Source organism: Pseudomonas salomonii (assembly GCF_900107155.1).
Lineage (GTDB): Bacteria > Pseudomonadota > Gammaproteobacteria > Pseudomonadales > Pseudomonadaceae > Aquipseudomonas > Aquipseudomonas salomonii.
Window position 1 is genome coordinate 1 of record NZ_FNOX01000002.1, and the last position, 22,713, is coordinate 22,713.

A 22,713-nucleotide genomic window follows, 5' to 3' on the forward strand; every position below is an offset into this window, starting at 1 on the left:
GGCCGATTTTGCGGCGCTGTTGCAGCAGCAAGCGGTCAGCGTGTTGTGGATGACCGCGGGCTTGTTCCACCAGTACGCCGAAGGGTTGCTGCCGGTGTTCAAGCAGTTACGCTACCTGATCGTCGGCGGCGATGTGCTCGACCCAAGTGTCATCGCCCGGGTGCTCAAGGACGGCGCACCGCAGCACCTGCTCAATGGCTATGGCCCGACCGAAGCCACCACCTTCTCGACCACCTTTGAAATCACCTCGGCCGAGGAAGGCAGCATTCCGATTGGCCGGCCGGTCGGCAACAGCCGTGCCTACGTGCTGGATGCCCATCAGCAACCGGTGCCGCTCGGCGTGACCGGCGAGCTGTATATCGGTGGTCAGGGTGTCGCCCTGGGCTATCTCAACCGTGCGGACCTGACGGCGGAGAAATTCCTCGCCGACCCGTTCCGCGACGCCGGCCTGATGTACCGCACCGGCGACCTGGTGGCCTGGCGCGCGGACGGCACCTTGCAGTACCTGGGGCGTAACGACCAGCAGGTGAAAATCCGTGGTTTCCGTATCGAGCTGGGCGAGATCGAAACCCGCCTGGCCAGTTGCCCCGGTGTCAGGGACGCAATTGTGCTGGCCCGTGAGGATGAACCAGGGCACAAGCGTCTGGTGGCCTACTTCACTGAGCGTCAAGCGTTGGACATCGAGGTACTGCGCACGCGCCTGCAAGGGCAACTGCCGGAGTATATGGTGCCGAGCGCCTATGTGCGCCTGGACAGCCTGCCGCTGACCAGCAACGGCAAGGTTGACCGCAAGGCCTTGCCGGCGCCGGACCAGGACGCCTTGCTCAGTCGTGTCTACGAGGCCCCGGAGGGGGCAGTGGAGGTCGCCCTGGCACGGCTGTGGGAGAGCGTGCTCAAGGTTGAGAAAGTGGGGCGGCATGACCACTTCTTCGAGCTGGGTGGGCATTCACTGCTGGCGGTCAGCCTGGTTGAGCAGATGCGCAAGCAAGGCATGGACGCCGATCTGCGGGTGCTGCTCGCGCAACCGACGCTGGCTGCAATGGCCGCGGCGGTAGGGCAGGTGGAGCACGTGGTGGTGCCGCAATCAAGCGTGCCGACGCTTGAGCGCAAGCGCCGCATTTGAGTCGGCGTCTGATCTGAGGTCCACGTGGGAGCGAGCTTGCGCGCTCCCACATTGGCCTCGCGGTGACGCAGCCCCGACTCCCTGCGTGAATTATCGGCATGTCACCCCCGCATTGTCCCGGCTTCCCATGACATACACCTTCTCGTGGATGTTTTAGTTTTCCAGCCCTGTGGAAAGCCCTGGGGCACGTATTCGATCCATCTCTTTTTTAAACCTGACGATAACGGTGTCCTGCCCATGAGGGGCTTGGCGCTGCTGCTCAATGCGCGATGCACAGGTTGCAATTGAAACCGGACTTTCTCGTCACTGTTTTCGAATCTTAAGCAGGTCACAACATGCACTTCAGCGAATTGATGGCAGTTCTTTCGACCCACGCGATCCATCTGCAACGTGAGGAGGATGATTTGATCATCCTCGGCGACGATGAGGCGCTTGATGATGGGTTGATCGACAACGTACGCACCCACAAGGCGCAATTGCTTGAGTTGATAACCCGCAACGGGGGGGACTGGTTGAGCCCGGCTTACCGCATTACCCCGCAGATGCTGCCGTTGACCACGCTGGAGCAGGCGACCATCGACCAGATCGTCGACGCCGTGCCGGGCGGGCTGGCCAATGTGAAGGATATCTACCCGCTGGCGCCGTTGCAGGAAGGCATGCTGTACCACCACTTGAGCGCTGAGCAGGGCGACCCCTATTTGCTGCAGTCGCAGTACGCCTTCGACAGCCGCGCGCGCCTGGAGCACTTCATTCAGGCCCTGCAATACGTGATCAAGCGTCATGACATCCTGCGGACCACGGTGGTTTGGGAAAGCCTGGATGAACCGGTGCAGGTAGTGCTGCGCAAGGCCACGTTGAACCATGAAGAACTGCACCTGGATCCGCGCGACGGCGATGTGCTCGGCCAGTTGCGCGCCCGCTTCGATGCCCGCCACTATCGCCTGGACATTCGCGAGGCGCCGATGATGCGCGTGGCGTTTGCCCTGGATTCGCCGAACCAGCGCTGGGTGGCGGTGCTGCTGTTTCACCATATGGCCCTGGACCATACCGCGATGGAAGTGGTGCAGCACGAGATGCAAGCCTTCCTGCTCGGGCAGACCGAACACCTGGGTGAGCCGGTGCCGTACCGCAACTATGTGGCCCAGGCGCTCTTGGGGGTCAGTGAGCAACAACACGAAACATTCTTTCGCGAGATGCTTGGCGACATTGATGAGCCGACGCTGCCATTCGGTTTGCAGGATGTGCAGGGCGATGGCCACGGCATTGAAGAAAGCCACTTGATGCTCGACAACGGCTTGAGCAAGCGTCTGCGCGTGCAGGCGCGGCAATTGGGCGTCAGCGCGGCCAGCGTCATGCACCTGGCACTGGCCCAAGTGCTGGGCAAGGTTTCCGGGCGCCAGGAAGTGGTGTTCGGCACTGTGCTGTTGGGTCGCATGCACGCGGGCGAAGGTTCGGATCGCGCCCTGGGGATGTTCATCAACACGTTGCCGCTGCGCGTGAGCGTGGGTGAGCAAAGCGTACGCAGCGGCCTGAGGCTGACCCATCAGCGTCTCACCGCCTTGCTCCAGCATGAACACGCCTCGTTGGCCCTGGCCCAGCGCTGCAGTGCCGTTGCGCCGCCCACGCCGCTGTTCAGCGCCATGCTCAACTACCGCCACAGTGCTTCAGGCAGCAGTGCCGAGGCCCAGGCGGCCTGGGCCGGCATGCAAGCCCTGGGCGCTGAAGAACGCACCAACTACCCGCTGACCGTCAACCTCGACGACCTGGGTGAAGACTTTCACATCACCGTACTGGCCGACGCCGAAATCGGTGCGTCGCGCGTCGCCCATTACCTGCATGCGGCACTGGAAAGTCAGGTAGCGGCCCTGGAACACGCACCAGAAGCCCCCCTGCAAAGCCTGGGTATCCTGCCGGCGAACGAGCGCCAGCACCTGCTGCAACACTGGAACAGCAGCGACACAGTGTTTGCCGACAGTGCGTTGATTCATGGCCAGTTCCAGGCGCAGGCGGCGGCACACCCCGACGCCTGTGCGTTGGTCTATGAAGGCCGGCACTTGAGCTACGGCGAACTGAACCGCCGCGCCAACCAGGTTGCGCATCGCCTGTTGAGCCTGGGCGTGCACGTGGATGATCGCGTGGCGATCTGCGTCGAACGTGGCCTGGAGATGATCGTCGGCCTGTTGGGCATCCTCAAGGCGGGTGCCGGCTATGTACCGATTGACCCGGCCTATCCGCAGGAGCGCATCAGCTACACCCTGCAAGACAGCGCACCCGTGGCGGTGCTGGTACAGCAGGCGACTCACGCCTTGGTGGCTGAGTTGTCGGTGCCGGTGATCGACCTGGACGCTGGCGATTGCCGCGCTGAATCGACCGATAACCCTGAGGTGCCGGGCCTGACCGCAGCGAACCTGGCCTATGTGATCTACACCTCCGGCTCTACTGGCCTACCCAAAGGCGTGATGATCGAACACCGCAACGTGGCGCGCCTGTTCAGCGCCACTGAGGCCTGGTTCAATTTCAATGATCAGGACGTGTGGGCCCTGTTCCATTCGTTTGCCTTTGACTTCTCCGTATGGGAAATCTGGGGTGCGCTGATGCACGGCGGGCAGTTGCTGATAGTGCCGCAGCTCACCAGTCGCTCGCCGGACGCCTGTTATGCGCTGCTGTGCAGCGCCGGCGTCACCGTCCTCAACCAGACGCCGAGTGCCTTTCGTTCGTTGATTGCCGCCCAGGGCCAGAGCGCCTTGAAGCACGCCCTGCGTCAGGTGATCTTTGGCGGCGAAGCTTTGGAACCGGGGCTTCTCAAACCCTGGTATGCGCGCAGCAGCAACGCCGGCACGCAACTGGTGAACATGTACGGCATCACCGAAACCACCGTGCACGTGACCTATCATGCCCTTGAAGCGGCGGATGCCCAATTGGTGGGCGTTAGCCCCATCGGCGGGCGCATTCCCGACCTGCAGCTGTATGTCCTTGACGACCAGCGCGAACCCGTACCGGTCGGCGTGGTGGGCGAGTTGTATGTCGGCGGCGCCGGGGTTGCCCGTGGCTATCTGAACCGGCCGGAACTGAATGCCGAACGGTTTATTGCCGACCCTTTCAGCACCCGCGCCGCGGCGCGCTTGTATCGCAGCGGTGACCTCGGGCGTCGCCTGGCCGATGGCAGCATCGACTACCTGGGGCGCAATGACGATCAGGTTAAAATCCGTGGTTTCCGCATTGAGTTGGGCGAGATCGAAGCGCGCCTGGCTGCCTGTGACGGTGTGCGCGAGGCCGTGGTGATTGCCCGTGAGGATGAGCCCGGCGACAAACGCCTGGTGGCCTACGTCATCGCCCGCGACGGCGCCGAACCATCGGCCGCCGAATTACGCCAGCAGTTGCTGCTGTCCCTGGCTGAATACATGGTACCGGCCGCCTTTGTGCGGGTGGCGCAGTTCCCGTTGACCACCAATGGCAAGCTCGACCGCAAAGCCCTGCCGACGCCGGATGCCGACGCGTTGGCGCGCCGGCAATACGCGGCCCCCGAAGGTGAGGTAGAAGCCACGATTGCCGCGATCTGGCAAGACTTGCTCGGGGTCGAGCGCGTGGGCCGTGAGGATCACTTTTTCGAACTGGGCGGTCACTCACTGTTGGCCGTCAAGCTGATCGAGCGCATGCGTCAGGTCGGCCTGGGCGCCGATGTGCGCGTGTTGTTTGGCCAACCGACCCTGGCCGCACTCGCGGCCGCCGTGGCCGGTGCGAACAAGGATGTGGTGGTGCCCGCCCGTCGGGTGCCCGAGGGTTGCGCACACATCACCCCGGACATGCTGCCCCTGGCTGAATTGGACCAGACCGCCATCGACCGCATTGTTGCGACGGTGCCGGGCGGTGCGGCCAACGTCCAGGAAATCTACAGCCTGGCGCCGCTGCAAGAAGGGATCTTGTATCACCATCTTGCCGCTGCCCAAGGCGATCCCTACCTGCAATACGTGACCTTCAGCTTTGACAGCCGCGAGCGCCTGCAACGGTTTGCCGCTGCGCTGCAAGGCGTGATTTCCCGGCATGACATCCTGCGTACCGCGGTGGTGTGGGAGCGTCTTGATGAGCCGGTGCAAGTGGTCTGGCGCGAAGCGGAGCTGGGCGTCGACGAGATTCACCTGGACCCGGCCGGCGGCGATATCGCCACGCAGTTGACCGAATGCCTCAACCCGCGTCATCACCGCCTGGATATTCGCCAGGCGCCGATGATGCGCATCGGTTACAGCGAAGATGCGCCGAACCAACGCTGGGTCGCGGTGTTGCTGCTGCATCATCTGGTGGATGACGCCACCTCGCTGCGGATGCTGACGTCGGAGATCGAAGCCCACACCCGTGGCGAAGAAGCATTGCTGGCGCCGTCCGTGCCGTACCGTAATTATGTGGCGCAGGCACGCCAGGGCGTGAGCCGCGAAGAACACGAAGCGTTCTTCACCGAGATGTTGGGGGACATTGACGAGCCCACCTTGCCGTTTGGCCTGCAAGACGTGCAGGGCGACGGTCATGGCGTCGAGGAGGTGGTCCTGGAGCTGGATGATCGCCTCAGCCAGCGCTTGCGCGCGCAGTCACGCCAACTGGGTGTGACGCCGGCCAGCCTGTATCACTTGGCATGGGCCCGGGTGCTGGGTGGCCTTTCGGGGCGCAACGATGTGGTGTTCGGCACCGTATTGCTGGGACGTTTGCAGGGCGGTGAAGGTTCCGACCGTGCCCTCGGCATGTTTATCAATACCTTGCCGTTGCGGGTCAGTCTGGGTGAGGCCGGTGTGCGCGCCATGGTCAAGAGCACCCATACACGCTTGACCGGTTTGCTCGGCCATGAGCATGCCTCGCTGGTGCTGGCGCAGCGCTGCAGCAAAATCGCGGCATCCACACCCCTGTTCAGTTCGCTGCTCAACTATCGCCAGCTCGGCGGTGCAGACGTCTCGGCAGAAGCGGTAGCGGCCTGGGAAGGCATTGCGGTGCTCGACAGCAAGGAGCGCACCAACTACCCGCTGACCCTGTCGGTCAACGACATGGGTGAGGCATTCAGCCTCTCGGTGATGGCCGATGCGGCAATTGGCGCCGCGCGGGTCTGCGGTTACATGCAGTGCGTCCTCGACAACCTTGTGCAAGCCCTGGAGCAGACCCCGCAGGCCTCGTTGCGAGGCCTGGGGATGCTGCCGGCGCTTGAGCGCGAGCACCTGTTGCAGCACTGGAACGCCACCGACAGCCTGTTTGCCGACGCGGCCTTGATCCACCATCAGGTTGAGCAGCAAGCCGCTGAACGCCCTGACGCGACCGCCGTGCTGTTTGACGATGAGCGCTTGAGCTACGGCGAACTGAACCGCCGCGCCAACCAGGTTGCGCATCGCCTGTTGAGCCTGGGTGTGCGCGTGGACGATCGCGTAGCGATCTGCGTCGAACGTGGCCTGGAGATGATCATCGGCCTGTTGGGCATCCTCAAGGCGGGTGCCGGCTATGTGCCGATTGACCCGGCCTATCCGCAGGAACGCATCAGCTACACCCTGCAAGACAGCGCACCGGTGGCGGTGCTGGTGCAGCAGGTGACTCACGCCCTGGTGGCCGAGTTGTCGGTGCCGGTGATCGACCTGGATTCGGCGGGCTTGCAAGTCGAGTCAGCGCTGAACCCACAGGTGCCCGACCTCACTTCGGCGAACCTGGCCTATGTGATCTACACCTCCGGCTCTACCGGGCTACCCAAAGGCGTGATGATCGAACACCGCAACGTAGCGCGGTTGTTCAGCGCCACCGAAGGCTGGTTCAACTTCAACCAGCAGGACGTGTGGGCGCTGTTCCACTCGTTTGCCTTCGACTTCTCAGTGTGGGAAATCTGGGGCGCGCTGATCCATGGCGGCCAGTTGCTGGTGGTGCCGCAGCTTACCAGCCGTTCGCCGGACGAATGTTATGCGCTGCTGTGCAGCGCCGGCGTCACCGTCCTCAACCAGACGCCGAGTGCCTTTCGTTCGTTGATTGCCGCCCAGGGCCAGAGCGCCTTGAAGCACTCCCTGCGGCAGGTGATCTTCGGTGGCGAAGCCCTGGAGCCGGGGCTTCTCAAACCCTGGTATGCGCGCACGACCAACGCCAGCACGCAACTGGTGAACATGTACGGCATCACCGAAACCACCGTGCACGTGACCTATCGTGCCCTTGAAGCGGCGGATGCCCAGTTGGTGGGCGTTAGCCCCATCGGCGGGCGCATTCCCGACCTGCAGCTGTATGTACTGGACGAGCAGCGCGAACCCGTGCCGGTGGGTGTCGTCGGTGAACTCTATGTCGGTGGTGCCGGGGTTGCCCGTGGCTACCTGAACCGACCTGAATTGAACGCCGAACGATTTATCGCCGACCCGTTCAGCGGCCGTGCTGATGCCCGCTTGTACAAGACCGGGGACTTGGGGCGTTGGCTGGCGGACGGCAGCATTGACTACCTGGGGCGCAATGACGACCAGGTGAAGATCCGTGGATTCCGCATTGAGTTGGGTGAGATCGAAGCGCGCCTGGCCGCCTGTGAAGGCGTGCGTGAAGCCGTAGTGATTGCCCGCGAAGACGCACCCGGCAACAAGCGCCTGGTGGCTTATGTCATCGCGGCCGAGGGCGCAGAGCCATCGGCTACGGCGTTGCGCACTGAATTGTTGGTGTCGCTGGCTGACTATATGGTGCCCAGCGCGTTCGTCATGCTGGCGCGCTTGCCACTGACCACCAACGGCAAGCTTGATCGCAAGGCTCTGCCGGCACCCGACGGCGACGCCCTGGCCCGACGTGAATACGAGCGCCCTGAAGGCGAGGTCGAGCAGACCCTCTCGGCGCTGTGGCAAGAGTTGCTTGACGTGCCTCGCGTGGGCCGCCATGACAACTTCTTTGAGCTGGGCGGTCATTCGCTGCTGGCGGTCAAATTGATCGAGCGCATGCGTCAGATCGACTTGAGCGCCGACGTGCGCGTGTTGTTCGGCCAACCGACCCTGGCGGCGTTGGCGGCGGCCGTCGGTGGCCATCAAGCGTTGGTGGTACCGGCCAACCTGATCGGTCTGGACTGCTCCCGTATCACGCCGGACTTGCTGCCGCTGGTCGATCTGGACCAGGCGGCCATCGACCGTGTCGTCGCCAGTGTGTCGGGCGGTACGCGCAACGTGCAGGACATCTACGCGCTGGCGCCGTTGCAGGACGGCATGCTCTACCATCACTTGGCTGCGCCGCAAGGCGATGCTTACTTGCTGCATATGTTGTTTGCCTTCACCGGACCGGAACCGGTGAACCAGTTTGCCAAGGCACTGCAGAGCGTCATCGACCGCCACGACATCCTGCGCAGCAGTATTGTCTGGGACGGGCTCGAAGAGCCGGTGCAGGTGGTTTGGCGCCAGGCAACCCTGGGCCTGGAAGAAGTGGTGATCGACGCGGGCGACGGTGACGTACTGGCGCAATTGCACAGTCAGTTCGACCCGCGCCATTACCGCCTGGATATGCAGCGTGCGCCACTGATGCACCTGGCCTATACCCAGGACAGTGCCAACCAGCGCTGGGTGGGCATTCTGTTGTTCCACCACATGATGCTCGACCACACCGCGCTTGAGGTGCTGATCGAGGAAGTCCAGGCCAGCCTCAAGGGCCATACCGAACACTTGGCGCCGTCGATTCCGTATCGCAACCATGTGGCACAGTCGCGCCTCGGTGCCGATCGACAGGCCCATGAACGCTTCTTCACTGACCTGCTCGGTGATATTGACGAGCCGACCCTGGCGTTCGGCCTGCGCGATGTGCAGGGCGATGGCAGCGGTGTCGAAGAAGCCCACCTGATGCTCGACAGTCAATTGAGCGCGCGCCTGCGTGAGCAAGCGCGTCTGCTCGGGGTCAGCGCTGCGAGCCTGATGCACCTGGCCTGGGGGCAGGTGTTGGCGCAGGTTGCCGGGCGTGACGAAGTGGTGTTCGGCACGGTGTTGCTCGGCCGCCTGCAAGGCGGTGAAGGCGCCGGCCGTGCCTTGGGGCTGTTCATCAACACCTTGCCCCTGCGGGTCAGTGTCGGTGAGCACGGTGCCCGCGAGGCGGTGCGTGTCACCCACGAACGCCTGTCACAATTGCTTGCCCATGAACACGCGTCTTTGTCCCTGGCTCAGCAGTGCAGCGGCCTGCCGGCGGCGCAAGCGCTGTTCAATACCTTGCTCAACTATCGGCACAGTGCGCCGGTCGAGGCTACAAGTGCGGACATCGCTGCCTGGGATGGCATCCAGGCCCTGAGCATGGAAGAGCGCACCAACTACCCGCTGGTGTTGAACATCGATGATTTTGGCGCAGGCTTCCAACTCAATGCCCAGGCGCTGGAAAAAATCGGTGCGCAACGGGTTTGCGGCTTTATGCAGACGGCCCTGGCGCAATTGGTCAACGCATTGGAAGAAACGCCACAGCTGGCCTTGAGTCAATTGTCGGTGCTGTCTGCCGCCGAGCGTGAGGCGGTGCTGGTTGATGTCAACGTCACCGCCGTGCACTACCCCGAGCCGCAGACCATCCACCGGCTGTTCGAGGCGCAGGTCGAGCGGCAACCGGATGCCACGGCGGTGTGCCAGGGTGACCAGCACATCACGTATCGCCAGCTCAACCAGCGCGCCAATCAGTTGGCCCACCGCCTGCTCGAAGAGGGGGTGCGCCCGGATGACCGCGTGGCCATTTGCGCGCGGCGCAGCCTTGAAACCCTGGTCGGCCTGGTGGCGATCCTCAAGGCCGGCGCGGCGTACGTGCCGATCGACCCGGCGCACCCGCAGGAACGCATCGCCTACCTGTTGCAAGACTGCGCGCCGGTGCTGGTGCTGGCGCAATCCAATACCCGCTCATTGCTCAGCGACACGCCATTGCCGGTGATCGAGCTGGACAGTGATCAATGGCATCGCCGTCCGACACTTGACCCGAACGTGCAGGGCCTGACGTCGGCGAACCTGGCCTATGTGATCTACACCTCCGGCTCCACCGGCTTGCCCAAAGGGGTCATGGTGGAACACCGTACCCTGGAAAACCTGGTGCATTGGCATTGCCACGCCTTCAACCTGCACGCCGGTAGCCAAACCTCCAGCGTCGCCGGGTTTGGCTTTGACGCCATGGCCTGGGAAGTCTGGCCAGCCCTTTGCGTGGGGGCGACCCTGCACCTGCCGCCGGCCAAGGAGGGCAGCGAAGACATCGATGCGCTGTTGCATTGGTGGCTGGCACAGCCGCTGGACGTGAGCTTCCTGCCGACTCCAGTGGCGGAATACGCGTTCAGCCAGGACCTGCAACACCCGACCCTTAAAACCTTGCTGATCGGCGGCGACCGCCTGCGTCAGTTCAGCACGCCGCAGCGTTTTCAGGTGGTCAACAACTATGGTCCGACCGAGGCTACGGTGGTTGCCACTTCCGGCCTGATCAACCCCGGCCAGCACCTGCACATCGGCAAACCCATCGCCAACACCCAGGTCTACCTGCTCGACGAACACCTCAAGCCCGTGCCCAAAGGCGTGGTCGGTGAGCTGTACGTCGGTGGTGCCGGTGTGGCGCGTGGTTACCTCAACCGCCCGGAACTGAGCGCCGAACGTTTCCTGCGTGACCCGTTCAGCCAGGATCCGTCGGCGCGTCTGTATCGTACCGGCGACCTGGCACGCTGGCTGGAGGAGGGCACCCTGGACTACCTGGGCCGTAACGACGACCAGGTGAAAATCCGTGGCGTGCGCATCGAACTCGGCGAAATCGAAAGCCGCTTGAGCGAGTACCCGGACGTCAGCGAAACCGTGGTGCTGGCGCGTGAAGGACGCCTGGTGGCGTACTTCACCGAACACCTGCCGGTCGACCGTCAAGCCCTGCGCAGTGCGTTGCAGACGCAGTTGCCGGAATACATGGTGCCAGCGGTGTATGTGCGCCTGGACAGCCTGCCGCTGACCGCCAATGGCAAGCTGGACCGCAAGGCCCTGCCGGTTCCCGATCAGGAGGCATTACTCACGCGCGGCTACGCAGCGCCCGAGGGTGAGGTGGAAATCGCCCTGGCGCAGATCTGGAGCCAGGTGCTCAAGGTCGAGCAGGTCGGGCGCGAGGATCACTTCTTTGAACTGGGCGGCCACTCGTTGCTGGCCATGCGCTTGATCTCCCAGGTACGCCTGCACTTGGGCGTGGAGCTGGACCTGGCGGCGCTGTTTGCGCACCCGCAGCTCTCGGCACTCGCGCAGGTAGTGGCCAAGGCGGGGCGCAGCCACTTGCCGGCGATTGTGCCGGTGTCCCGCGAAGAATCGTTGCCGCTGTCGTTTGCTCAGCAACGCCTGTGGTTCCTGGCACAGATGGACAATGCCGCAGCGGCCTATAACATGCCGATCGGTCTGGGCCTGCGTGGCACACTGGACGCCCTGGCGCTGGAGCGCGCACTGGCGCAGATCGTCAGTCGCCATGAAGTGCTGCGCAGCGCCTTCGTGGTGGACAATGATGAACCGCAACTGGTGTTTACTCCGGTCGAAGGTTCGTTCGTACTGGAGCAGGATGATCTGCGCGAGCAGGCCGACGCCCCGCAGCAATTGCAGGCACTGACCGAGCATGAAGCACTGGCGCCGTTCGACCTGGTCAACGGCCCGTTGCTGCGGGCGCGCCTGGTACGCCTGGGCGATGAACACCATGTGTTGCTGCTGACCGTGCACCATATTGCTGCCGATGGCTGGTCGATGGGCGTGCTGACCCGCGAAATGGTGGCGTTGTATGGCGCCTACAGCCAGGGCCTGGCCGACCCGTTGCCGCCGTTGGCGTTGCAATACGCCGACTTTGCTGTGTGGCAGCGCCGCTGGTTGAGTGGCGAGGTGCTGCACAAGCAGAACCTGTATTGGCAGCAGACCCTGGCCGGCGCGCCGGCCGTGTTGACCCTGCCCACCGACCGCCCGCGTCCGGCGCAGCAGGACTTCAGCGGCGCGGTGCTGCCATTGCAGCTGGATGCGCCGTTGAGCGAGGGCCTCAAGGCACTCAGCCAGCGGCATGGCACCACGTTGTACATGACCCTGCTGGCGGCGTGGGCTGTATTGCTGAGCCGCTTGTCCGGGCAGGATGAAGTGGTCATCGGCTCGCCGGTAGCCAACCGCAATCGGGTCGAAGTGGAGAGCCTGATCGGCCTGTTCGTCAACACCCTGGCGGTGCGCATCGATGCCTCGGGCGAACCGACGGTGCAAACTTTGCTGGCGCGGGTCAAGACCCAGGCGCTGGGCGCGCAGGCGCATCAGGACCTGCCGTTCGAGCAAGTGGTGGATATCGTCAAGCCGGTGCGCAGCATGGCCTACAGCCCGCTGTTCCAGACCATGCTCACCTGGCAGGGCAGCGAGGGCGCGGCCCCGGCATTCGGCGACCTTATAGTGGAGGGCGGCGGCCAGATCAACACGGCGGCCAAGTTCGACCTGTCCCTCGAATTGAGCGAAGCCCAGGGCCATATCATCGGTTCCCTGAGCTACGCCACGGCGCTGTTCGATGAGGCGACACTCGTGCGTCACCTGGGTTATTTCGAGCGCCTGTTGCAGGCCATGGTCAGCGATGATCAGGGTGTGCTGGCGCGCGTGCCGCTGCTCGATGAACCGGAGCGCCAACAACAACGGGTCGCGCTCAGTGGCCTGCGCACACCGCTCAACCCCGGCACCGTGCACAGCCTGTTTGAAGCACAGGCCGTGCGCACCCCGCAAGCACTGGCCGTGCAGGCGGGTGATCACTCGCTGACCTACCGCGAACTCAACGAGCGCGCCAACCAACTGGCCCATCATCTGCGCCAGCTCGGCGTACAACCGGATGCACGTGTAGCGATTTGTGTCGAGCGCAGCCCTGCGTTGATCGTCGGTTTGCTGGCGATTCTTAAGGCCGGCGGCGCCTACGTACCGATCGACGCGAACTACCCGCTGGAACGTATTCACTACATGCTGCAAGACAGCGCTCCGGCGGCGTTGCTGGTGCACGGCGTGACCGCACAGTTGGCCTGCGCGCCGGGGCTGCCGGTGGTCGACCTTGACGGTGGCGATTGGCGCGAGCACGCCCTGCATAACCCGCAGGTGGCCGGGCTGAGCCCGACGCACTTGACCTACGTGATCTACACCTCGGGCTCCACCGGTCAGCCCAAAGGCGTGATGGTCGAGCACCAGGGCGTGGTCAACATGCTTGGCTGGTACCTCGAAGACGTCGGGCTGGACGCCAGCGATGCGGTGCTGCTGCTGACCTCCCACAGCTTCGACCTGACTCAGAAAAACATCTTCGCCAGCCTTGCGGTGGGTGCCACCTTGCACCTGGCCGACAGCCCGTTTGATCCGGCGAGTATCGTTCGCCAGATCGGCGAGCAGGCGATCACCCACATCAACCTGGCACCGAGTGCGTTCTATGCGCTGATCGATGCCGACCAACAACAGGTGTTGAGCGGCCTGCGCAGGGTGGTCCTGGGCGGTGAGCCGATCAAACTGTCGCAGTTGGAAAAACTGCAGGCCCCACGCCCGCTCTTCATCAACAGCTATGGCCCGACAGAGTGCAGCGACGTGGTTGCGTGGCACGCGGTCGACGCCGACCTTTCGAGCTATGGGGCGGGCGATATTCCCCTGGGCCGGCCATTGCGCAACCTGACGCTCTACGTGCTGGATGCCTACGGGCAACCGATGCCGACCGGCAGCGTCGGTGAGCTGTACATCGGCGGCGCCGGTGTGGCGCGCGGTTACCTCAACCGTGAAGAACTGACGGCCGAGCGTTTCCTCTACGACCCGCACACCACCGGCGGGCGCATGTACCGCACCGGCGACCTGGCGCGCTATCGTACAGACGGCACGCTCGACTACCTGGGGCGCAATGACGACCAGGTCAAAATTCGCGGCCTGCGCATCGAGCTCGGTGAAATTGAAGCCTTGCTCGCGGCCTGTCCCGAGGTCATCGAAGCGGCAGTACTGGTGCGTGATGAACGCCTGGTGGCGTACTTCACAGGGCAGGCGCCAAAGGTCGAAGACCTGCGTACCTACCTGCAAGGCGCATTGCCGGAGTACATGGTGCCGTCGGCCTATGTGCAGCTCGCGGTATGGCCGCTGAGCCCCAACGGCAAGCTGGATCGCAAGGCGCTGCCGGCGCCGGGCCTCGATGCGGTAGTCAGTGGCGTGTATGAATCCCCCGAAGGCGAGCTTGAAACCACGCTGGCGCAGATCTGGCAGGATTTGCTGGGATTGGAGCAGGTCGGGCGCCAGGGGCACTTCTTTGAATTGGGCGGGCATTCGCTGCTGGCGATGCGCTTGATCTCCCAGGTGCGCCAGCGGCTGGGCGTGGAGTTGAGCCTGGCCGAGTTGTTTGCCCAGCCGCAACTGGCCGCGTTGGCTCAGGTGCTGGCCCAGGCGGCGCGCAGCACCTTGCCGGCCATCCTGCCGGTGCCTAGAGACCAGGACTTACCGCTGTCGTTCGCCCAGCAACGTTTGTGGTTCCTGGCGCAGATGGAAGGCGCCAGTACTGCCTACAACATGCCGATTGCCCTCGGGCTGCGGGGCCACCTGGATGCCCAGGCGCTGGAAAGCGCGCTGGCCTCCATCGTGGCGCGTCACGAAGCCCTGCGCAGCCGGTTTGTGCAACACAACGATGAACCCCTGGTGTGTATTGACCCGCCGGAGCAGGGGTTCGCGCTGCTGCGCCTGTCAGTCGACAATGATGTCGCGTTGCAGGCGCATATCAGTGCCGACGCGCTGGAACCCTTTGACCTGGAGCGAGGACCGTTGATTCGGGCCTGCCTGTTGCAGCGTGCCGACGATCACCATGTGTTGCTGCTGACCATGCACCACATCGTCTCCGATGGTTGGTCGATGGGGGTGCTGACCCGTGAACTGATGGCGCTGTACGAGGCGTTCCGTCTTGGCCACGCCGATCCGCTGCCGCCGTTGACCCTGCAATACAGCGACTTTGCCGTATGGCAACGGCGTTGGTTGAGTGGCGAAGTCCTGCAGCAGCAAAGCCAGTACTGGCAGCAAGTGCTCGCCGATGCGCCTGCACTGCTGATGCTGCCCACCGATCGCCCACGGCCGGCTCGCCAGGACTACAGCGGCGCCACCTTGAGCCTGCTGCTCGACGTCAACCTGACCGCCGGCCTCAAGGCCCTGAGCCAGCGCCACGGCACCACGTTGTACATGACCATGATGGCGGCGTGGGCCGCGTTGCTCTGCCGGTTGTCCGGCCAGGATGAAGTGGTGATCGGCTCGCCGACCGCCAACCGCATGCGCGCCGAAGTCGAAGGGCTGATCGGCCTGTTCGTCAACACCCTGGCGGTGCGTATCGGCGCCGGCGAAGACTGGAGCGTGGCAGCCTTGCTGGCCCATGCCAAGGACCGCACGCTGGCCGCGCAAGCCCATCAAGACTTGCCGTTCGAGCAAGTGGTGGAGGTGCTCAAGCCGGCGCGCAGCCTGGCCCATAGCCCGGTATTCCAGACCTTGTTGACCTGGCAGAACAGCGACGGCCCAAGCCTGGTGATGGGCGACTTGCAGTTCGAAGGGGTTGGTCAGGCCAGCAGTTTTTCCAAGTTCGACCTGTCATTGGACCTCAGCGAAGTGCAGGGCCACATCGCCGGCGCACTGGAGTACGCCACCGCGCTGTTCGACGAGACCACGATGCAACGTTATCTGGGCTATTTCGAACGCCTGCTGCAGGCGATGGTCGCCGATGACCAGGCCCGGTTGGCACACATCCGGTTGCTGGATGAAGAGGAGCGCAACTACCTGCTGCACGACCTTAACGCCAACCAGGTGGCCTATCCGCACGACAGCACCATTCACCAGTTGTTCGAGGCCCAGGTCGAGGCGCATCCGCAGGCCATTGCCGTGGCGTTCGAACAGCAACGCCTCAGTTATGCCGAGCTGAACCGCCGAGCCAACCGCCTTGCGCACCAGTTGATCGGCCTTGGGGTCGGCCCGGATGACCGCGTGGCAATCTGCGCCGAGCGGGGCGATGAGGTGCTGGTGGGCCTGCTCGGGGTGCTGAAGGCCGGCGCCGCCTATGTGCCGCTGGACCCCAACTACCCGCCGGAGCGCCTGGCCTACATGATCGCCGACAGTGCGCCGTCGGTGGTGCTGAGCCAGCGCAGGCTGCTGGAGCGCCTGCCGGCGCTGACGATTGCGCACGTGCTGCTCGATGCGCCGCATACGGGTGCCGAACACAACCCACAGGTACCGGGCCTGACAGCTCGTCACCTGGCGTATGTGATCTACACCTCGGGTTCGACCGGCAATCCCAAGGGCGTGATGATCGAGCACCGTGGGCTGGTCAACTACAGCCTGGACGCCGCGCGCTTGTTCGGCTTGACCGCGCAGGACACGGTGCTGCAACAAAACACCCTGAACTTCGACCTGTCGGTGGAGGAGATCTTCCCGGCCCTGCTGGCGGGCGCAACCTTGGCGCCGAGCCGCCATGTCTTTGGCAGCGAAGCCGCGAAGGACCCGGCGATCACGCCCACCGTCCTGCACCTGACGGCGGCGCACTGGCACACCCTGGCCGCCGAATGGCACCACACGCCGCACCAGGCCCAGGCGCATTTGCAGCATGTGCGCTTGATCAACGTCACCGGTGATGCGCTGTCGGCGCAGAAGTTGGAGCTGTGGGACGAAGTGCGTCCGGCCCATACCCGCCTGATCAACACCTATGGCCCGACGGAAGCGACGGTGTCCTGCACCGCGGCGTACGTGACCCATAGCGCGGACACCAACGGCAACACGACCATCGGCAAACCGATGGCCAACACCCGTATCTACCTGCTGGACAGCCAGCAGCAGCCGGTGCCGCTCGGTGTGGCGGGGGAGATCTTCATCGGCGGTGAGGGGGTTGCACGCGGTTATCTGAACCTCGACGTCATCAGCGCCGAGCGCTTTATCGCTGATCCGTTCAGCACCGCGCCGGCTGCGCGGATGTACAAGACCGGTGACTTGGCGCGCTACCTGGCCGATGGTTCGATCGAGTACCTGGGCCGCAATGACTTCCAGGTCAAGGTGCGCGGCTTCCGTATCGAATTGGGCGAGATCGAAGCGCGCCTCGGCAACTGCGCCGGGGTCAAGGAAGCGGCTGTGATTGCCCGCGAAGACCTGCCCGGCGAGAAGCGCCTGGTGGCCTACGTGGTACCGCACGCCGGGGTCAGCCTCACGGCGGCCGGCCTGCGCAGTTACCTGGCGCCGTTACTGGCCGAATACATGATTCCGTCTGCGTTCGTGACCCTCGAGGCTTTGCCGCTGACGCCTAATCGCAAGCTCGACCGCAGGGCCTTGCCGGCCCCGGATCAGCTGGCGGTGGCCAGCCGTGATTACCAGGCGCCCGAGGGGCGTATCGAACGCAGTCTTGCGCTGATCTGGGCGCAGGTCTTGCAGCTGGAGCAGGTCGGTCGGCATGACAACTTCTTCGAGCTGGGGGGCCATTCGCTGCTGGCGGTCAAACTGGTGGAGCGCATGCGCCAGGAAGACCTTCGGGTCGACGTCGGCGCCTTGTTTACCCACCCGACCCTGGCGGGGTTGGCCAAGGTCGTGGGCAGCCGCCGTGCACTGGCCATTCCGGCCAATGGCATCACCGCCGCGTGCCAACGGATTACCCCGCAGATGTTGCCGCTGGCCAGCCTCGGCCAGGACGAAATCGATAGCCTGGTCGCCAGCGTGCCGGGCCAACTGGCCAACGTGCAGGACATCTACGGCATGACGCCGTTGCAGGAAGGCATTCTCTACCACCATTTGCTTGCCGATGAAGGCGACGTTTACCTGGAGCAGGCGACGTTCAACTTTGACAGCCGCGAGCGCCTCGACGCCTTTGCCCAGGCGTTGCAAGGCGTGGTCGAGCGCAACGATATCCTGCGCTCGACCATGCGCTGGGAAGGCTTGAGCGAGCCGGTGCAGGTGGTGCTGCGCCATGTGCCATTCGCACTCGAAGAGATCAGCCTGGAAGGCGAGGGCGACGCCGCCGCGCAACTGCGTGAGCGCTTCGACCCGCGCCATTTCCGCATGGACCTGCACGACGCCCCGCTGATGCGCCTGGTGTGTGCCTATGACGGCCCGCAACAGCACTGGTCCGCGCTGTTTATGTTCCATCACATGCTGTTCGATCACGTCGCCATGGACATCCTGCAATACGAGTTGCAGGCGTTCCTTTCGGGCCAGGAAGCCCGCCTGAATGCACCGGTGCCGTACCGCAACTACGTGGCCCAGGCACGCCTGGGCATGACCGAACAGGAGCATGAAGCGTTCTTCAGCGCGATGCTGGCGGACATCGACGAACCGACCCTGCCGTTCGGCCTGCACGATGTGCAAGCCGGGGGGGCCCTGGAACTGGCGCAACTGCCCGTGGAAGACAGCCTCGGTCAGCGCCTGCGCAGTGCTGCGCGGCAACTGGGCGTGAGTGCCGCCAGCCTGATTCATGTGGCATGGGCCCAAGTGTTGGCGCATGTCTGCGGCCAGGATGACGTGGTGTTCGGTACCGTGCTGATGGGCGGCATGCAGGGCGGCGAACGCGCCCTGGGGCTGTTTATCAACACCTTGCCGCTGCGCGTGAGCCTGGGTGCCGAAAGCGCGCAGGCGGGGGTCAAGGCTACCCATGCCCGCCTGAGCACGCTGTTGAGCCATGAACACGCTTCCCTGGCTTTGGCGCAGCGTTGCAGCGGCGTGGCCGCGCCGGCACCGCTGTTCAGCGCCTTGCTCAACTACCGTCACAGTGTCGGCGCAGCCTCCAGTGAGGACATTGCCGTATGGGCCGGTATCCAGGCCCTGGGCGGTGAAGAGCGCAGTAACTATCCGCTGTCACTGGACGTCGATGACTTTGGCCAGGCCTTTGCCCTGACCGTGCAGGTCAGCCCGGACATCGGCGCGCAGCGCGTATGTGCCTATATGCACGGCGCGTTGGACAGCCTGGTGGACGCATTGGATCGCACCCCGAACGCTTCACTGAGCAGCCTGGAGATTCTGCCGCTGGTCGAGTGTCGCCAAGTGTTGCTGGACTTCAACCAGACCCTCACCGACGACGCCCAGGACCAACTGATCCATGGGTTGTTCGAGCAACAGGTACTGCGCAATGCCGATGCCATCGCGCTGGAGTTTGACGGCCAGTCGCTCACCTATGGCGAGTTGAATGCCCAGGCCAACCAGTTAGCCCATCATTTGATCGCCCTCGGCGTGCAGCCCGATGACCGTGTAGCCATCGCCCTGGAACGCGGAACACAGATGGTGGTGGCCTTGCTCGCCAGCCTGAAGGCTGGCGCCGCCTACGTGCCGCTCGACCCGGCCTACCCGCCACAACGCCTGGCCTTCATGCTGGCCGACAGTGCGCCGCGAGTGTTGCTCAGTGAGTATGCGGTACTGCCGTTGCTCGGTGCGCTGCCACAGGCGTTGCACGTGTTGACCTTGAACAGTGCGCTGCAACCCTGGCGTGAGCTGAGCGAGCACAACCCGCTCGCGGCTGAACGGGGGCTCGACAGCGGGCACCTGGCCTACGTGCTGTACACCTCCGGCTCCACCGGTACGCCCAAAGGCGTGATGATCGAGCATGCCGGTCTGTGCAACGAGATCCGTGCCATTCGCGGCTTGACCGGCCTGACGGCGGGGGATCGTGCACTGCAATTTGCGACCATCAACTTTGATGCCTCCATCGAGGAGATCTTCGGTGCGCTGACCTGCGGCGCCACCCTGGTGCTGCGCAGCGCTGCCTGGTTGAATGATGCCGCTCAATTCTGGGCGCTGGCGGCGCAGGCGCGTCTGTCAGTGATCAGTCTGCCTACGCGGTTCTGGCAGGGCCTGGCGGACGACCCTGTGACCGCCATTCCGAGCTCCGTGCGGGTAGTCGTGGTGGGTGGTGAAGAACTGAGCCCGGAAGCGGTGCAGCACTGGTTCCTGCGCAGCGGGCATACGCCACGCTTGCTCAATACCTATGGCCCGACCGAGGCCACGATTATCGCCACCGCCAATGAGGTGTTCGCAGCCAACCCGCACCCACGCGCCATTGGCCGTCCAATTGCCAATACCCGTGTGTATGTGTTGGATGCCCATGGCCATCCGACTGGTCTGGGAGTGGCCGGTGAGATTCATATTGCCGGTGCCGGCCTCGCACGAGGCTATCTCAACCAACCGCAACTGAGCCGCGAGCGCTTCCTGGCCGACCCGTTCAGCGATGCACCAGGCCGAATGTATAAAACCGGTGACCTTGGCCGCTGGCTGCCGGACGGCACGCTGGAGTACCTGGGGCGCAATGATGACCAAGTGAAAATCCGAGGCTTCCGCATAGAACTGGGCGAAGTCGAAAGTGCGCTGCTGGCTTGCGAAGGTGTGCGCGCGGCGGTGGTCATGGCCCGGGATGACAGCGCGGGGCAGGTCAGCGGCAAGCAGTTGGTGGCCTACCTGTGCGGGACGCCGGTTTCGATCGAGCAACTGCGCGAGGAGCTGCTGACTCACTTACCGCAGTACATGATGCCCAGTGCCTATGTGCAGTTGGACAGCTTGCCGGTAACGCCCAATGGCAAGCTGGACCGCAAGGCGCTGCCGGCTCCGGAGCAGGTGATGCTCAGCCGCGACTACGAAGCCCCGGCGGATGCGCTGGAAGCTCGGTTGGCGAGCCAGTGGGCCCAGGTGCTGAAACTGCCACGAGTGGGGCGTCACGACAGCTTCTTTGAATCGGGCGGGCACTCGCTGTTGGCGATTCGCCTGGTCAGCCTGTTGGCTCAAGCACAGGTGCAGGTGACGTTGGCAGAGTTGTTCCAGCACGCCAGCGTCGCGTCGATGGCGGCGCTGTTGCGCTTGCGCACCGATGCGCCGGCGCTGGAACAGGGCCTGGTCACCGTGCGTGCCGGGGGCACGCAGGCTCCGCTGTTCCTGGTGCACGAGTTCAGCGGCTTGAATGTGTATTTCCCGGCGCTGGGCCAGCATCTGGACGCTGATATTCCGGTGTACGGGCTCGAAGGCGTGGCCTGGGGGGCGCCGCAGTTGCAGACCATGCAATGCCTGGCCTCCCGGCATATCGACCTGATGCGCACGGTTCAACCCCACGGCCCTTACCGCCTGGCCGGTTGGTCGTTCGGCGGGGTACTGGCGTACGAAATCGCGGCGCAGTTGATCGGCATGGACGAGGAGGTGAGCTTCCTCGGCTTGCTCGATACCCACGTGCCGCGCCTGGTGGACCAGGGCAAGGCGCGCTGGTCGGTGGCCCATGCCCATCACTTGCATCTGCTTGAACAGTGCCGGGCTTTTTGCCAGGCCCAGGTGCCGGTGGACGGCCACGCGCTGGCGACCCTGGCACAGCTGGAGCGCGAAGCCGAGCAACTGGACTTCAACAGCCTGTTGCAACGCTGTCGCGACGCCGGCTTGTTGCAACCGCAGTTGGCGGCACTGTCACGTGATGGGTTGTGGGCTTACCTGGATCGTGAAGTCGCCCACGGCCATGCGCAGGCGCATTACAACCTGTCCGCGCTGAATATTGCGGTGCATTTGTTCACTGCTGAACAGCGTACTGATGACGCTTCACGCAGCAGCGAGACGCTGGGCTGGGATCAGATCGTGCCGGCCGCGTTGCTGCACCGCATTAATGTACCGGGCGATCACCAGAGCATGATGCAGGCGCCGCACATCGCGGCCCTGGGCCAGGCCCTCGGCACAGCCCTGAGTGCCTTGCCGGCGGCCACGAACCAGGCGCTGCATCAGCCGCTGCTGACGATCCAGAGTGGGCAGGCCGGGCGTGCACCGATCTTCTGCATCCCTGGGGCCGGCGACAGCGTTACCGGCTTTATCGGGCTGACCGATGCGTTTGGGCCGGATTGGCCGATCCATGGCCTGCAACCCCGTGGTCTGGACGCCAAATCGGTGCCCCATAGCCGTGTGGAATCGGCGGCGCAGGCGTATCTGGTGGCGCTGGAACAGCAATGCCCGGTCGGGCCCGTGCATCTGCTGGGGCATTCGTTTGGCGGTTGGGTGGCGTTCGAAGTCGCGCTGCGCCTGCAGGCGCTGGGACGTGAAGTGCTGTCCCTGACCCTGGTCGACAGTGAGGCTCCTGGCGGCACCGGCGTGGCCGGCAAGCCGTATACGGCCACCGGTGTGTTGCTGCGGCTGATCGAAACCATGCAACTGGCGGCCGGAAAACCCTTCGGGATTGATCCGCACGTGTTTGCCAGCCTTAACGAAACGGCGCAACTGGCGGCATTGCACGGCGCCATGGTGCGGGTCGGCATGCTCTCGGCACGCTCGACCCCGGATGTGATGTACGGCCCGGCGCGTACCTTCGGTGCCGCGCTGCGCACGGTGTACCAGCCACGCTCGCGCTTCAACGGCCCTATACGCCTGGTGCTGGCCGAGGATCCGACCCTGGACGCCCAGGGCAATCAGCGCGAACAGGCCGGCATGATCGAGGGGTGGAGCCGGCATACCGATCACCTGGAGACCTGGTATGGCCCAGGCAACCATTTCACGTTGCTCAAGGCGCCGTATGTTTACAGCTTGGCGTCCTGGTGGCACGACGGGCTGGTCGTGCCGGTCGGCAAGGTGACCTCATGACCTGTGGCAGAGGGGGAGCCGGCACGGGCGCTTGCGCCCTTACCTGAAGCAAGCAATCACGCAACTTAGCGCGAGCCCGGCAACTGGTCGGGCCTACCTTTCAACGTATTA

General features: G+C 64.2%; 2 protein-coding genes. Both read left to right on the plus strand.

The window, feature by feature from the left end:
- A partial coding sequence (locus BLV67_RS04160) for a non-ribosomal peptide synthetase (RefSeq protein ID WP_143039889.1) occupies positions 1–1,123 on the plus strand: 1,123 nt, incomplete at its 5' end.
- 335 nt (positions 1,124–1,458) lie between these two features.
- Entirely contained in the window at positions 1,459–22,602 is a 21,144-nt protein-coding gene (locus tag BLV67_RS33470) for a non-ribosomal peptide synthetase (RefSeq protein ID WP_069787460.1), read from the plus strand.
- Positions 22,603–22,713: the final 111 nt, after the last annotated feature.

Coding starts and splice junctions, on each gene's coding strand:
- BLV67_RS33470 (WP_069787460.1), top strand. CDS start 1,459: ATGCACTTCAGCGAATTGATGGCAGTTCTTTCGACCCACGCGATCCAT.